Origin of the sequence: Streptomyces sp. NBC_01451 (genome assembly GCF_036227485.1) — a bacterium.
GTDB lineage: Bacteria > Actinomycetota > Actinomycetes > Streptomycetales > Streptomycetaceae > Streptomyces.
The window spans coordinates 2,511,857-2,526,627 of the sequence record NZ_CP109479.1 but is presented as its reverse complement, the minus strand read 5'-3'; the positions used below and the strand labels follow the sequence as shown (position 1 = coordinate 2,526,627).

Annotated in this window: 14 protein-coding genes; 11 read left to right on the top strand and 3 right to left on the bottom strand. The window is 69.6% G+C overall.

The annotated features are described in order from the left end of the window. Positions 1-160 precede the first annotated feature (160 nt). The 7 genes from rsmD to mutM all read left to right on the top strand — a co-directional run bounded on the left by rsmD (position 161) and on the right by mutM (position 5,235). Positions 161-745 carry a 16S rRNA (guanine(966)-N(2))-methyltransferase RsmD gene (rsmD, locus tag OG595_RS10640; RefSeq protein ID WP_329270418.1) on the top strand — a complete coding sequence of 195 codons (585 nt, stop codon included), beginning with the start codon at positions 161-163 and terminating at the stop codon, positions 743-745. Between the two features lie 26 nt (positions 746-771). Beyond that, on the top strand, positions 772-1,251 hold the full coding sequence (gene coaD, locus OG595_RS10635) for a pantetheine-phosphate adenylyltransferase (RefSeq protein WP_329282788.1): 480 nt from the start codon (positions 772-774) through the stop codon (positions 1,249-1,251). Between the two features lie 125 nt (positions 1,252-1,376). Beyond that, on the top strand, positions 1,377-2,453 hold the full coding sequence (locus OG595_RS10630; protein WP_329270416.1) for an ATP synthase F0 subunit B: 1,077 nt from the start codon (positions 1,377-1,379) through the stop codon (positions 2,451-2,453). 129 nt (positions 2,454-2,582) lie between these two features. Further along, positions 2,583-3,233, top strand: coding sequence for a YceD family protein (locus OG595_RS10625; RefSeq protein WP_329270413.1), 651 nt, complete (start codon positions 2,583-2,585; stop codon positions 3,231-3,233). A gap of 2 nt (positions 3,234-3,235) precedes the next feature. Then, entirely contained in the window at positions 3,236-3,409 is a 174-nt protein-coding gene (rpmF, locus tag OG595_RS10620) for a 50S ribosomal protein L32 (protein WP_007493396.1), read from the top strand. Positions 3,410-3,428: 19 nt separating this feature from the next. Then, on the top strand, positions 3,429-4,247 hold the full coding sequence (gene rnc / locus OG595_RS10615; RefSeq protein WP_443073004.1) for a ribonuclease III: 819 nt from the start codon (positions 3,429-3,431) through the stop codon (positions 4,245-4,247). A gap of 127 nt (positions 4,248-4,374) precedes the next feature. Further along, positions 4,375-5,235 (top strand): bifunctional DNA-formamidopyrimidine glycosylase/DNA-(apurinic or apyrimidinic site) lyase, encoded by an 861-nt coding sequence (gene mutM / locus OG595_RS10610; RefSeq protein ID WP_329270408.1) that lies wholly within the window; start codon positions 4,375-4,377, stop codon positions 5,233-5,235. Positions 5,236-5,248: 13 nt separating this feature from the next. Here mutM and OG595_RS10605 read toward each other — a convergent pair whose 3' ends face one another. Both OG595_RS10605 and OG595_RS10600 read right to left on the bottom strand, forming a co-directional pair. Beyond that, positions 5,249-5,644, bottom strand: coding sequence for a winged helix-turn-helix transcriptional regulator (locus tag OG595_RS10605; protein ID WP_443073003.1), 396 nt, complete (start codon positions 5,642-5,644; stop codon positions 5,249-5,251). Positions 5,645-5,747: 103 nt separating this feature from the next. Next, complete coding sequence (locus OG595_RS10600; RefSeq protein WP_329270404.1) at positions 5,748-6,902, bottom strand: CAP domain-containing protein; 1,155 nt, start codon at positions 6,900-6,902, stop codon at positions 5,748-5,750. A 142-nt stretch (positions 6,903-7,044) separates the two neighbouring features. Between OG595_RS10600 and OG595_RS10595 the strand changes: the two genes are divergently transcribed. The 4 genes from OG595_RS10595 to OG595_RS10580 all read left to right on the top strand — a co-directional run bounded on the left by OG595_RS10595 (position 7,045) and on the right by OG595_RS10580 (position 13,636). Further along, positions 7,045-7,326, top strand: coding sequence for an acylphosphatase (locus OG595_RS10595; protein ID WP_329270401.1), 282 nt, complete (start codon positions 7,045-7,047; stop codon positions 7,324-7,326). Between the two features lie 401 nt (positions 7,327-7,727). Next, complete coding sequence (locus tag OG595_RS10590; RefSeq protein WP_006375438.1) at positions 7,728-7,931, top strand: hypothetical protein; 204 nt, start codon at positions 7,728-7,730, stop codon at positions 7,929-7,931. Positions 7,932-8,235: 304 nt separating this feature from the next. Then, positions 8,236-12,030, top strand: coding sequence for an AAA family ATPase (locus OG595_RS10585; RefSeq protein WP_329270397.1), 3,795 nt, complete (start codon positions 8,236-8,238; stop codon positions 12,028-12,030). Positions 12,031-12,217: 187 nt separating this feature from the next. Beyond that, positions 12,218-13,636 carry a sugar porter family MFS transporter gene (locus OG595_RS10580; RefSeq protein WP_329270395.1) on the top strand — a complete coding sequence of 473 codons (1,419 nt, stop codon included), beginning with the start codon at positions 12,218-12,220 and terminating at the stop codon, positions 13,634-13,636. Positions 13,637-13,753: 117 nt separating this feature from the next. On the opposite strand, the gene OG595_RS10575 is transcribed toward OG595_RS10580, so the two are convergent. After that, positions 13,754-14,725: an LLM class flavin-dependent oxidoreductase gene (locus OG595_RS10575; RefSeq protein ID WP_329270393.1), complete on the bottom strand. Its 972-nt coding sequence runs from the start codon at positions 14,723-14,725 to the stop codon at positions 13,754-13,756. Positions 14,726-14,771: the final 46 nt, after the last annotated feature.

Below are 14,771 nucleotides of genomic sequence, written 5' to 3'. Positions count from 1 at the left end.
CATGTGTCCCCGCCCAGGGGCAGCGCGCCCTGAAGGGACGCGGGGAACTGCGCGACCAGCCCCCACCGGCCCGCAGTCGCCAACACGACAGCGCACCCCCCACCCCCTCCTGCGAAACTGAACCCAGCCCATCCCTCATCCCTCGGACAAGGACCCCCACATGACCCGCGTGATCGCCGGCACAGCCGGCGGACGACGCCTGGCCGTCCCCCCGGGCACCGGCACACGCCCCACCTCCGACCGCGCCCGCGAGGGCCTCTTCTCCACCTGGCAGGCCCTCCTCGGCGGCCCCCTGGAGGGTGAGCGCGTCCTCGACCTGTACGCCGGGTCGGGCGCCGTCGGCCTGGAGGCGCTCAGCCGCGGTGCCGGGCACAGCCTGCTCGTGGAGGCCGATGCCCGTGCCGCCCGCGTCGTCCGCGAGAACGTGAAGGCGCTCGGGCTGCCCGGTGCCGAGGTCCGGGCGGGCAAGGCGGAACAGGTTGTTCAGACCCCGTCCACACAGCCGTACGACATCGTCTTCCTCGACCCGCCGTACGCCGTCCCGGACGACGATCTTCGCGAGATTCTGCTCACACTCCGGGCCGGGGGCTGGCTCGCGGCCGAAGCCCTCGTCACCGTGGAGCGCAGCACCAGAGGCGGCGCGTTCCCTTGGCCGGACGGCTTCGAAGCGCTCCGGTCCCGTCGTTACGGCGAGGGAACGTTTTGGTACGGTCGCGCCGCCTCTACGTGCGAAGACGCACGATGACCGGACCGGAGAGCGAGGGATCACTAGTGCGCCGCGCCGTCTGTCCCGGGTCGTTCGACCCGATCACCAACGGACACCTCGACATCATTTCCCGCGCCTCCCGTCTGTACGACGAGGTCTACGTCGCGGTCATGATCAACAAATCCAAGAAGGGCCTCTTCGAGGTCGACGAACGGATCGACCTGATCCGCCAGGTCACCGCCGAGTTCGGAAACGTCCGGGTCGAGTCCTTCCACGGCCTCCTCGTCGACTTCTGCAAGCAGCGCGACATTCCGGCCATCGTCAAGGGCCTGCGTGCCGTCAGCGACTTCGACTACGAACTCCAGATGGCCCAGATGAACAACGGGCTGTCCGGCGTCGAGACCCTCTTCGTGCCGACCAACCCCACCTACAGTTTTCTCTCCTCCTCGCTCGTCAAGGAGGTCGCCGCCTGGGGCGGGGACGTCTCCCACCTCGTGCCGCCGCTCGTCCTGGAAGCCCTGGACGGACGCCTCAAGAAGACCTGACGGACGGTCTGGCGAAGAACCGGCGAGGGGCCGGCAAACCGTCACTCGGTGTCGGGCGGGCCGGCAGGAGTCGTACAGTCGACCCGTCCGTCTTCATCACAGCTGTAGAGAGTGGCGAGCACACGGTGGACGTGCAGAAGAAGCTCGACGAGATCGTCTCCGCGGTCTCCAGTGCCCGGTCGATGCCCATGTCGGCCTCGTGCGTGGTCAACCGCGCCGACCTGCTCACGATGCTGGAAGAGGTGCGCGCGGCTCTGCCCGGCTCTCTCGCACAGGCGCAGGAGCTGATCGGCGACCGGGAACAACTCGTCGAGCAGGCGCGCCAGGAGGCCGACCGGATCATCCGGACCGCCCACGAGGAGCGCGGCTCCCTGATCTCCGACACGGAGGTCGCCCGCCGCTCCCAGAACGAGGCCGACCGCATCCTCGCCGATGCCCGCAAGGAGGCCGAGGACGTCCGCGCCGAGGCCGACGACTACGTCGACTCCAAGCTCGCCAACTTCGAGGTCGTCCTCACCAAGACCCTCGGCTCGGTCGGCCGCGGCCGCGAGAAGCTGCTCGGCACGGGCCCCGGCCTCGACGACCAGGGGTACGAGGACGAGGACGCCCCCGAGCGCAGCCACGACCCCGAGACCCTGCGCGTCAACGCCGACAAATACGTCGACGTGAAGCTCGGCGCCTTCGAGGCCGTCCTCGCCAAGACCCTTGAGGCGGTCGGCCGAGGCCGGCAGACCCTGCACGGCCGCATCGCCAGCGACGACCTCGGCGCCCTCGGCCAGGACGACGACGGCACCCCCAGGCAGCACACCAGCGACGCCGACTACCTGGCCGACCTCGCCGACTCCCCGGACTCCCTCGGGGAGCAGCCCCGGACGGCGGAGATCCCGGCCCAGCAGCAGTACGGCCAGCAGGACCAGTACGGCTACCAGCAGCCCGCCGACCCCTACGGCGGCTACCAGCAGGCGTACGCCCAGCAGCAGGACCAGTACGGCTACCAGGCGTCCGCCGACCCGTACGCCTACCAGGCGTACGACGGCTCGCAGGCCGCCTACGACCCCTCCCAGGTCCAGCAGGGCTACGTCCAGCCGGAGCAGCACCAACAGCAGCAGCCGCACGCCCTCGACGAGACCAGTCTCTTCGACACCGGCATGATCAGCGCCGAGCAGCTGCGCGCCTACGAACAGGGCCGCGGCGGGCAGTGAACGCCCGCGCGGGGACCGGATTGGGCCGTGGGCGGAAGGTCCAGTATCCTGGCTCTTCGGTCGCGTGTAACTCGGCGATCACCGCTGCCCGGAGGACGAGCAGCTGAGCATCGAAGATCGAAAGCAGGAATGGCTCTGAACGCCCGCCTCGACCACCGCAACCCACTCGTGTTCGACACGCACGAACTGGGTCGGCGTCCTGGCGCGCTGCAGCGCCTGACCCGTGAGATCGACGCTCCCAAGGATCTCGGGATCCAGGGAGTCATCGGAGTGCCGGAAGGTACGCCGATGGTGCTCAAACTCCGCCTGGAGTCGGTCATGGAAGGTGTGCTTGTCACAGGCACCGCCCGTGCACGGGCCAAGGGGGAGTGCGTAAGGTGTCTGGAGCCGCTTGAGCAGGAGCTCACGGCGGACTTCCAGGAGATGTTCTCGTACCCTGACGCCGACGACCGGGGCCGTGTGAAAGCGGAGCCGGCCGACGACGCCGAGGACGACGAGGACGTGCTCTTCATCGAGGACGGCTTGTTCGACCTCGAATCCGTGCTGCGTGATGCGGTGGTGCTCGCACTGCCGATGCAGCCGGTGTGCCAGGACGACTGTCCCGGCCTGTGCTCCGAGTGCGGAGCGCGGCTGGCGGACGACCCGGAACACCACCATGACGCCGTCGACATCCGTTGGGCGGCGCTGCAGGGACTCGCAGGTTCACTCGAACCCGGCGAGAAGGACGAGATCAGCGACGCCGAAGCGGAAGCGGGCGTCGACGAGAAGCAGGAGAAGTAGCCGTGGCTGTTCCGAAGCGGAAGATGTCGCGCAGCAACACGCGCCACCGCCGGTCGCAGTGGAAGGCTGCGGTCCCCACCCTGGTTGCGTGCGAGCGCTGCCACGAGCCCAAGCTGCAGCACATCGCGTGCCCGTCTTGCGGCACTTACAACAAGCGCCAGGTCCTCGAGGTCTGAGCGGCCGGTGAGAGGCTCCATGTCTGACGCCCAGGCGGACTCGACCGCCAAGAAAAAGGCGGACACGGCCTCGTCCCACACGCTTCTGGAAGGGCGGCTCGGCTACCAGCTGGAGTCCGCCCTTCTGGTGCGTGCGCTGACCCATCGTTCGTACGCGTACGAGAACGGCGGTCTGCCGACCAACGAGCGGCTGGAGTTCCTCGGGGACTCCGTGCTCGGTCTGGTGGTCACGGACACGCTGTATCGCACCCACCCCGACCTCCCAGAAGGCCAGTTGGCCAAGCTGCGGGCCGCGGTGGTCAATTCTCGTGCACTCGCGGAGGTGGGCCGAGGGCTCGAACTCGGCTCCTTCATCCGGCTCGGCCGCGGTGAAGAGGGCACGGGCGGGCGGGACAAGGCGTCCATCCTCGCCGACACCCTTGAAGCGGTGATCGGCGCTGTCTATCTCGACCAGGGTCTCGACGCGGCGGGCGAACTCGTCCACCGTCTCTTCGACCCGCTGATCGAGAAATCCTCGAACCTCGGTGCCGGCCTGGACTGGAAGACCAGTCTCCAGGAGCTCACCGCGACCGAAGGACTCGGCGTGCCCGAGTACCTGGTCACGGAGACCGGTCCGGACCACGAGAAGACCTTCACTGCTGCCGCCCGCGTCGGAGGCGTCTCGTACGGCACCGGCACCGGCCGCAGCAAGAAGGAGGCGGAACAGCAGGCCGCGGAGTCGGCCTGGCGTTCCATCCGTGCTGATGCGGATGAACGTGCGAAGGTCGCTGCCGCTGAGGCGGCGGCCGCGGTGCCTGTTGAGGATGACGTTGAGGCGTCTTCCTCCACGTCTGCCTGAGTTTGTGTGCGTGCACCAGTGCCTGTCCCTGACGGGACGGCACTGGTGTTTTTCGGTTGTTCCTTGGCCGCGGGTTCGTTGTGGCTTGTCGCGCAGTTCCCCGCGCCCCTAACAACAGGGGGTTTCTGTGCCGGAGTTGCCTGAAGTCGAGGTCGTGCGGCGGGGGTTGGCCCGGTGGGTTGCTCAACGCACCGTTGCCGACGCCGAGGTGCTGCATCCTCGGGCCGTGCGGCGGCATGTCGCCGGTGCCGATGACTTCACGCATCGCCTCAAGGGGCATCGCATCGGTACGCCCAGCCGGCGCGGGAAGTACCTGTGGCTGCCGCTGGAGGACACCGGGCAGTCGGTGCTGGCGCATCTCGGGATGAGTGGGCAGCTTCTGGTGCAGCCGCACGAGGCCGCCGACGAGAAGCACCTGCGTATTCGCGTCCGGTTCGCGGACGACCTCGGTACCGAACTCCGCTTCGTCGACCAACGCACCTTCGGTGGGCTGTCGTTGCATGACAGCACCCCCGACGGCCTGCCCGACGTCATCGCCCACATCGCGCGCGACCCCCTCGACCCGCTGTTCGACGACGAGGCCTTCCATCAGGCGCTGCGGCGGAAGCGTACGACCATCAAACGGGCCCTGCTCGACCAGTCGTTGATCAGCGGCGTCGGCAACATCTACGCGGACGAGGCCCTTTGGCGCTCCCGCGTCCACTACGAACGGCCGACCGCGGGCTTCACCCGCCCGCGCACGGCCGAACTCCTGGGCCATGTACGGGACGTGATGAACGCCGCGCTGGCCGTGGGCGGCACGAGTTTCGACAGTCTGTACGTCAACGTCAACGGCGAATCGGGCTACTTCGACCGCTCGCTCGACGCGTACGGACGCGAGGGCCTGCCCTGCAGGCGCTGTGCGACGCCGATGTTCCGCCGCGCCTGGATGAACCGGTCCAGCTACTTCTGCCCGAAGTGCCAGCGGGCGCCGCGCGTTTCGGCGTAGACGGGCACGGGTGTCAGCGGCGAGGGGCGCGTGTCTCGTCGTACCTCTGGCGTGCCGCCAGTACGGAGTCCATGCGGCCCTCCACGAAGTGGATGAGCGCCAGCAGGCGTTCGGCGACCTCGTGGCCCAGCGCCGTCAGCTCGTAGTCCACGCGGGGCGGGTTCGTCGGCTGTGCCTCGCGGTGGACCAGGCCGTCGCGCTCCAGGGCCTGGAGGGTCTGGGAGAGCATCTTCTCGCTCACGCCGTCGACGCGACGGCGCAGCTCGTTGAAGCGCAGCGAGCCCTCCTGAAGGGCGCCGAGTGTGAGCGCGCCCCAGCGGCCCGTGACGTGCTCCAGCGTGCCGCGCGACGGACAGGCCTTGGCGAACACGTCGTAGGGGAGGGGCTGCTCCTCCGTGGCGTTCATCATGACCCCAGCGTACGGCAGCGCAGCGCTGACTTGAAGATTGCGCTAACCAATAGTTAGTGCAATCTTCGGGTGGCTGGGCTCGGGCGGTCGCGCCGCTCGGTGCTCAGTAGCCGAAGTCCTGCGTCCACCAGGGGCCGCCCGAGCCGAAGTGGACGCCCACTCCCAGGGTCTTGAAGTCGCAGTTCAGGATGTTCGCCTTGTGGCCGGGGCTGTTCATCCAGGCCTCCATCACCGCGGCCGCGTCGGCCTGGCCCCGGGCGATGTTCTCGCCGCCGAGGCTGGTGATGCCGGCCTTGTCCGCCCGGTCCCAGGGGGAGAGGCCGTCGGGGTCGGTGTGGTCGAAGAAGTCCCGGGCGGCCATGTCCTCGCTGAACGCCTCCGCCAGGTCCCGCAGCGCGCTGTTCGCGGACACCGCGCTGCAGCCCACCTTCGCCCGCTCCTCGTTGACGAGCTGGAGCACCTCCGCCTCGGCGGCGGCCTGCGCGGACACCGTGATGGGGGCGGAGGTCTGCTGCCTCGACGTCTCACTCGCCTTCGTCGGGGTGGGCGCCGGAGCCGTCTCCGGCGCCTCGCTGGGCGTGACCGCCGACTTCTTCGGCGGGGCCTCGGTCGTCGGGGCGGCCGACGCGGTCGACTGCGAGGGGGACGGGGAAGCGGGGGACGTGTCACGGTCCGCGTCGCGGCTCGTCGACGTACCGCTGTCGCGGTCCTCGTCGGCGTTGCCGGACGTACCGCCCTGCTGGGTCTCGGCGTTCGTCGGGGAGTCCGCGGCCTGCACCTTGTCGCCGCTGCTGCTGCCGCCGATCGTGTACTTGTCACCGCCGGGCAGTACGCCGGTGGCGACCGCGACCGTGCCCAGCGCGACCGCGGCGGAGACGCCCAGCAGGCCCGTGCGGACCGGCCTGGAGGACCGCTTCTTGCGGCGCCGGCGGCTGCCGCCGTTCCCGGGCCCGTCGAAGTGGCCGCCGACGTTCAGCGCGGAGTGGGCGCCCGTGTCGTCCGGGGCGAAGAGGTAGGCGTCGCTCCGCGCGTAGGCGTCGGAGTTCGCCTCGGGGTTCAGATACGGGGCGATGCCCACCGTGGTGGGCGCGTCCTCCCACAGCGTGCTGTACGCGGTGTGAGGGGTGTGGGGGACAGGGGAGTCGTAGGGTCCGTGGCCGGATCCATAACCACCCGTGTCCGAATCGTATGTTTCCGTGACCCCCGTGGCGCGACCTGTGGTGGCGCTTCCGGCGGCGGAGCGTCGGTGGCGTCCCATGTTTTGGCCTTCCTCGTCCTTGCGGTCAGGGTTACTCACTCGAACGAGTGAGTTTCATATGAGATTCGTTGGGTGGGGACGGTACCCCATGGCGCAAGAGGAGGAAGTGTTCAGAGAGACATTGGCCCGTTAGCGTGCATCCATGAACGAGGATGTACGGCTGGTCGCCTGGGTGCGCGGACGTGTCCAGGGCGTGGGTTTCCGCTGGTTCACGCGGGCCAGGGCGCTGGAGATCGGCGGGCTGAGTGGTTTTGCTCTCAATTTGGACGACGGACGTGTGCAAGTGGTCGCGGAAGGCCCGCGTCAGGGCTGCGAAGGACTGCTCGACTGGCTGCGCGGTGACGACACGCCCGGGCGCGTGGACGGCGTCACCGAGATCTGGGACACACCCCGCCGGATCTACGACGGCTTCGCCATCCGCTGAGGCGGTTCTGTAAAGCGGCCCGGGCGGCACACCGTAGACATGCCACGACATGCCACACGCGCCTGTCCACAGCGGAAACCCGCTGGTGGTTGCCAAGAGGCGCAGGTCGTGGCAGGCTCCGCAGAAAACGCTTGTCGCCGCGCCCTCGGGCCCCGCCGACGCCGCCGCGCCGCCCGTCAGACGCCGCGCGCCCCGTGCCGCCCGCCAATACAGGGCGTGATCGTGTTGACCGTCAAACTTTTTGGTGAGACGCTGAAAGCCCCGCGCACCTTAGCTGTTTGGCATGTAAGAACGGCAGTAAAAACTCAAGCAAGAGCACCACAGTGCCAAGCAACGCGGGTGCGATTCCCTCACGACCCACACCGCTTCGGTCGGTCACTCAGTGTGGAGGACCATCCATCATGGCAAAGGCGCTTCTCGGTTACGTCGGCGGCTCTGACCCGCGACTCCTCGCCGAGATGCGACGGCTCCAGCAGCGCGTACAGGACCTGGAATCCGAACTCGGACGCATCCAGGCGGAGAACGACGAGCTGACGGCTGCCGCTTCTCACGATTCGCTTCTCGAGAGCATCGACGCACGCCAGGCGGAGCCCGCGCTCACCTGATCACTGCATCGTCAACGCATTGCATCAGCACTGCGCATCCCACCAGGCACCCAGTGGTCGAACTGCTCCAATCGGCCGCTGAGCTGTCGGAGTTTGGCCAGAGTATTGCAAGGGACGCTTCGGCGTCCCTTCTTTATTTCCCCGTGCTGCCCGTCTGCTCCCCCATGGTCCAGAGTGGTTGCTTCCCCGAGGGTGTCCACTCTCTTTAACGTCTGATGTGCCCTGCACGTTCATCGGTGAAACCGCCGGGGGGTATCCAGGGGTTCATCGTGTGACATAACGGCGGAAGGTAGAGTCCAGCGGCGTGCACCTCAAGGCCCTGACCCTCCGAGGGTTCAAGTCGTTCGCCTCGGCGACCACACTCCGGTTCGAGCCGGGCATCACGTGCGTCGTGGGGCCCAACGGCTCGGGCAAGTCCAACGTCGTGGACGCGCTCAGCTGGGTCATGGGCGAGCAGGGCGCCAAGTCGCTGCGCGGCGGCAAGATGGAGGACGTCATCTTCGCCGGTACCACCGGGCGCCCGCCGCTCGGCCGCGCCGAGGTGTCCCTCACCATCGACAACTCCGACGGCGCGCTGCCCATCGAGTACGCCGAGGTCACCATCACGCGGATCATGTTCCGCAACGGCGGCAGCGAGTACCAGATCAACGGCGACACCTGCCGTCTGCTGGACATCCAGGAACTGCTGTCCGACTCCGGCATCGGCCGCGAGATGCACGTCATCGTCGGCCAGGGCCAGCTGGACTCCGTACTGCACGCCGATCCGATGGGCCGCCGCGCCTTCATCGAGGAGGCGGCGGGCGTACTGAAGCACCGCAAGCGCAAGGAGAAGGCGCTGCGCAAGCTGGACGCGATGCAGGCGAACCTCGCCCGTGTCCAGGACCTCACCGACGAACTGCGCCGCCAGCTGAAACCGCTGGGACGGCAGGCGGCGGTCGCGCGCCGGGCCGCGGTCATCCAGGCGGACCTGCGCGACGCCCGGCTGCGGCTCCTCGCCGACGATCTCGTACGGCTGCGGGGAGCCCTCCGGACGGAGGTCGCGGACGAGGCCGCGCTCAAGGAGCGCAAGGACGCGACGGAGGCCGAGCTGAGGAAGGCCATCCAGCGCGAGGCGCTGCTGGAGGACGAGGTACGGCAGCTCACACCGCGCCTCCAGCGCGCGCAGCAGACCTGGTACGAGCTCTCTCAGCTCGCCGAACGGGTGCGAGGCACCGTCTCGCTGGCCGACGCGCGCGTGAAGAGCGCCACCTCCGCCCCCGACGAGGAGCGGCGCGGGCGTGAGCCCGAGGACATGGAGCGCGAGGCCGCGCGCATCCGCGAGCAGGAGGCCGAGCTGGAAGCGGCCCTGGAGGCGGCCGAACACGCGCTGGAGAACACGGTCGAGCACCGGGCCGGGCTGGAGCGCGAACTCGCGGTCGAGGAGCGGCGCCTGAAGGACGTGGCCCGCGCGATCGCCGACCGCCGTGAGGGCCTGGCCCGGCTGAACGGCCAGGTCAACGCCGCCCGGTCGCGCGCGGCCAGCGCCCAGGCCGAGATCGACCGCCTCGCCGCCGCCCGCGACGAGGCCCAGGAACGGGCGGTCGCGGCCCAGGAGGAGTACGAGACCCTGCAGGCCGAGGTCGACGGCCTCGACGCGGGAGACGCGGACCTGGCGGAGCGGCACGACGCGGCGAAGGCCGCCCTCGCCGACGCGGAAGCTGCCCTCACGGCGGCCCGTGAGGCGGCCACAGCGGCGGAACGCCGGCGCGCGGCCACCCAGGCCCGCCACGAGGCCCTGGCCCTCGGCCTGCGCCGCAAGGACGGGTCCGGCGCGCTGCTGGCCGCACAGGACCGCCTCACCGGCCTGCTCGGGCCGGCTGCGGAACTGCTGACGGTCACCCCGGGCCACGAGGTCGCCGTGGCCGCCGCCTTCGGCGCGGCGGCGGACGCCATCGCGGTGACGACCCCGGCCTCCGCGGCGGCGGCGATCCGGCTCCTGCGCAAGCAGGACGCGGGGCGCGCTTCGCTGCTGCTGGCGGGGGCGCCGGACGAGGCGGAGGACCAGGAGGGCGGGCTGTGGTCGTCGGGCGGTCCTGGCTCCGGGCAGGGGTCGGTGGTGCCCGCGTACGACCGATCCGGCGCCGCGGACGTGGGAGGCGCCGAGGCTGTGGGCGGTCCGGGTGCGGCCGGGGCCCGGGGCGACGGCTCCGGGCCGGCCGGGGCCGCTGCCTCCGCCGAGGCGCACGATGCCGATGCCGCCGTCGGCCGGGGCTCCGCGCCCGGTGTGCGTCCGGGAGCCCAGGGACGCGGGCCGAGCGGACCGCTTCCCGCCGCCGGCCTCGTCCGTGGCCCCGCCGAACTCATGCCCGCCGTACGCCGGTTGCTGCGCGGGATCGTGGTCGTCGGGACGCTCGAGGACGCCGAGGAACTGGTGTACTCACGGCCGGAGCTGACCGCCGTGACCGCTGAAGGGGACCTGCTGGGCGCCCACTTCGCGCACGGCGGGTCCGCCGGGGCGCCGAGCCTGCTGGAGGTGCAGGCCTCCGTCGACGAGGCCGCCGCGGAGCTCGATGAACTGGCCGTGCGGTGCGAGGAGCTGGCCGGGGCGCAGCGGCTCGCCGGGGAGCGGCGCAAGGAGTGTGCCGCGTTCGTCGAGGAGCTGGGGGAGCGGCGGCGGGCCGCCGACCGGGAGAAGTCGGCGGTCGCCCAGCAGCTCGGGCGGCTCGCCGGGCAGGCCAGGGGAGCCTCCGGAGAGGCCGAGAGGTCCACCGCGGCTGCGGCGCGGGCGCAGGAGGCGCTGGACAGGGCCGTACAGGACGCCGAGGAACTCGCCGAGCGGCTGGCTGTCGCCGAGGAGATGCCCGTGGAGGAGGAACCCGACACGGGAGTACGGGACCGGCTCGCCGCCGACGGCGCCAACGCGCGGCAGACCGAGATGGAGGCCCGGCTCCAGGTCCGTACGCACGAGGAGCGGGTCAAGGGGCTGGCGGGACGGGCCGACTCGCTCGACCGGGCCGCGCGTGCCGAACGGGAGGCACGTGCGCGTGCCGAGCAGCGGCGGGCGCGGCTCAGACACGAGGCTGCCGTCGCCGAAGCCGTCGCCTCCGGGGCGCGGCAGCTCCTCGCGCACGTCGAGGTCTCCCTGTCCCGCGCCGACGAGGAACGCACCGCGGCCGAGGCCGCCAAGGCCCGGCGTGAGCAGGAGCTGACCGCCGCTCGCGCCGCCGGCCGTGATCTCAAGGCCGAACTCGACAAGTTGACGGATTCGATGCACCGCGGTGAGGTACTCGGCGCCGAGAAGCGGCTGCGGATCGAGCAGCTGGAGACCAAGGCGCTGGAGGAACTCGGTGTGGAACCGGAGGGGCTGGTGGCCGAGTACGGTCCGCACCAGCTGGTGCCGCCCTCGCCCCCCGCCGAGGGCGAGGAACTGCCCGAGGACCCGGAGGACCCGCGCAACCAGCCCAAGCAGTTCCACCGGGCCGAGCAGGAGAAACGGCTCAGGGCGACCGAGCGGGCCTACCAGCAGCTCGGCAAGGTCAATCCGCTGGCGCTGGAGGAGTTCGCGGCACTGGAGGAACGCCACAAGTTCCTCAGTGAGCAGCTTGAGGATCTGAAGAAGACGCGCATTGATCTGCTTCAAGTGGTGAAGGAGGTCGACGAGCGGGTCGAGCAGGTCTTCACGGAGGCCTACCGGGACACCGCGGTGCAGTTCGAGGGTGTGTTCAGCCGGCTGTTCCCCGGTGGCGAGGGACGGCTGATCCTGACCGATCCCGACAACATGCTCACCACGGGTGTGGACGTGGAGGCCCGGCCGCCGGGCAAGAAGGTCAAGCGGCTGTCGCTACTCTCCGGTGGCGAGCGCTCGCTCACCGCCGTAGCGTTGCTGGTGTCGATCTTCAAGGCCAGGCCGAGTCCCTTCTACGTGATGGACGAGGTCGAGGCGGCCCTCGACGACACCAACCTCCAGCGGCTCATCCGCATCATGCAGGAGCTCCAGGAAGCCTCGCAGCTCATCGTGATCACGCACCAGAAGCGGACGATGGAGGTGGCCGACGCGCTGTACGGCGTCTCCATGCAGGGCGACGGTGTGTCGAAGGTGATTTCACAGCGGCTCCGCTAGCCCGCCCGCCCTCTCCTTCTCTACCTCCCCTGTCTCCTTCTCCTCTGCGATATTTCAAGACTTGAACACACTTCAGTCACGAATGCCTCTCATCTCACACCCATCGCCGTCTTGACTTCGAAACTTGAAGGAATAGTCTCGGCAACGTTGTTTTTACCTTCAGGTACCACCTACCTGGGAGTTGTACGTGACCAGCGCTGAGCAGACACTCAAGTCACGAGCCGGAACGGCTCAACCCGAGCATCTCGGGCATGTCATCTTCATCGCGGCGGCTGCCGCGATGGGTGGCTTCCTCTTCGGCTACGACAGTGCCGTGATCAACGGCGCCGTCGAGGCCATCCGGAGCCGCTACGACGTCGGCTCGGCCGCTCTGGCCCAGGTCATCGCCATCGCGCTGATCGGCTGCGCCATCGGTGCGGCCACCGCGGGGCGCATGGCCGACCGCATCGGCCGTATCCGCTGCATGCAGATCTCCGCCGTGCTCTTCACGATCAGCGCCGTCGGTTCGGCGCTGCCCTTCGCGCTGTACGACCTCGCCTTCTGGCGGATCATCGGCGGCTTCGCCATCGGCATGGCCTCTGTCATCGGCCCCGCCTACATCGCCGAGGTCGCTCCGGCCGCCTACCGGGGACGGCTCGGCTCCTTCCAGCAGGCCGCGATCGTCATCGGCATCGCCATCTCGCAGCTGGTGAACTGGGGCATCCTGAACGCGGCGGGCGGCGACCAGCGCGGCGAGCTGCTGGGCGTCGAGGCCTGGCAGGTCATGCTCGGTGTGATGGTCGTACCGGCGGTGCTGTACGGGCTGCTGTCCTTCGCGATCCCCGAGTCGCCGCGCTTCCTGATCTCCGTCGGGCGGGACGAGCGGGCCCGTGAGGTGCTGCGCGAGGTCGAGGGCGACACCATGGACCTGGACGCCCGGGTCGCCGAGATCGAGCACGCCATGAAGAGCGAGCACAAGTCGACCTTCCGGGACCTGCTCGGCGGCACCTTCTTCTTCAAGCCGATCGTCTGGATCGGCATCGGGCTCTCGGTCTTCCAGCAGTTCGTCGGCATCAACGTCGCGTTCTACTACTCCTCGACGCTGTGGCAGTCGGTCGGCGTCGACCCGACGGAGTCGTTCCTCTACTCCTTCACCACGTCGATCATCAACATCATCGGCACCGTGATCGCCATGATCTTCGTCGACCGGATCGGCCGCCGGCCGCTCGCGCTCGTCGGTTCCGTCGGCATGGTCGTCGGGCTCGCCCTGGAGGCCTGGGCCTTCTCCTACGACCTCGTCGACGGCAAACTCCCCGCCACGCAGGGCTGGGTCGCCCTGGTCGCCGCCCATGTGTTCGTACTCTTCTTCGCCCTCTCCTGGGGTGTCGTCGTCTGGGTCTTCCTCGGCGAGATGTTCCCGAACAGGATCCGTGCCGCCGCCCTGGGCGTGGCCGCCGCCGCCCAGTGGATCGCCAACTGGGCCATCACCGCGAGCTTCCCGTCACTGGCCGACTGGAACCTCTCCGCGACCTACGTGATCTACACGGTCTTCGCCGCGCTCTCGATCCCGTTCGTGCTCAGGTTCGTCAAGGAGACCAAGGGCAAGACACTGGAGGAGATGGGGTAGTCCGCCGCCCCTCCACGACTCGGGGAGAAGGGCCAAGTCCCCGCCGCCCTTCTCCCCGTATCCGCCGCTTCCGGCTCGGCCACTGCCCGAGCCGGGAGCGGCTTTCCCATAGGTGCGTCAGGCCGCCAGTGCCGGCACGACCCGCTCCCCGAACAGCCGCAGACTCCGCCACCCCTCGTCCACCGGCATCCCGCCCGACAGCGGATGCAGCACGTGGTTGTCCAGCCCCTGCGCCACGCACTCCTCGGGCGTCACCATCCGGTAGACGCCCTCGGCACGCAGCTCCTCGACCGTCGTGGCCGCCGACTTCACGGCGGACCGTATGTCGCCGGACTGCCATGAGGCGTACGTCCGGGCCTCGTGCAGGAAGTGGTGGCCGTACTCGGCCCACGCCCGGTCCGGGTCCTCGGTGATGTGCAGCAGCGGCGTCTCCGCGGCCGGCATCATCGTCCAGCCCTCCGTGCCGTACTCGACGAGCCGTTCCTTGTAGTAGGCCTCCAGCTCGGGCAGGTGCGCGCTGGGGAAGAGGGGGAGCCCGAGCCGGGCCGCCCTTCTGGCCGCCGCCTTCGACGAGCCGCCCACCAGAAGGAGCGGGTGCGGGTCGGTGCACGGGCGCGGAGTGACCCGTACCGTCCGGCCCCGGTACGTGAACTCCTCCCCGGTCCAGGCCTTCAGGAGCGTCTCCAGCAGCTCGTCCTGGAGCTTGCCGCGCCGCTTCCAGTCGGTGCCGAAATGGGCGTACTCCTCGGGCCGGTACCCGATCCCGGCGACCGTGACCAGCCGTCCGCCGCTCAGCAGATCGAGTACGGCGATGTCCTCGGCGAGCCTCAGGGGGTCGTGCAACGGGCCGATCACCGCCGACACGGTCACCGCGATCCGCTTCGTCGCCCCGAACACGGCTCCCGCGAAGGTGAACGGCGACGGCAGCCAGTTGTTGGCGACGCCGTGGTGCTCCTCGGTCTGGACGGTGGTGACTCCGTGGGCGTCGGCGTACGCGGCCATCTCGATCGCGGCCCGGTAGCGGGCGCGGAGATCGGCGGGGGTGGCGTCGGGGGCGACCAGGTTGAAACGTACGACGGTGACGGGCATGGGACCGATCCCCTTCGTCGGCGGTGTGGAGGGGACGGTAACTGAC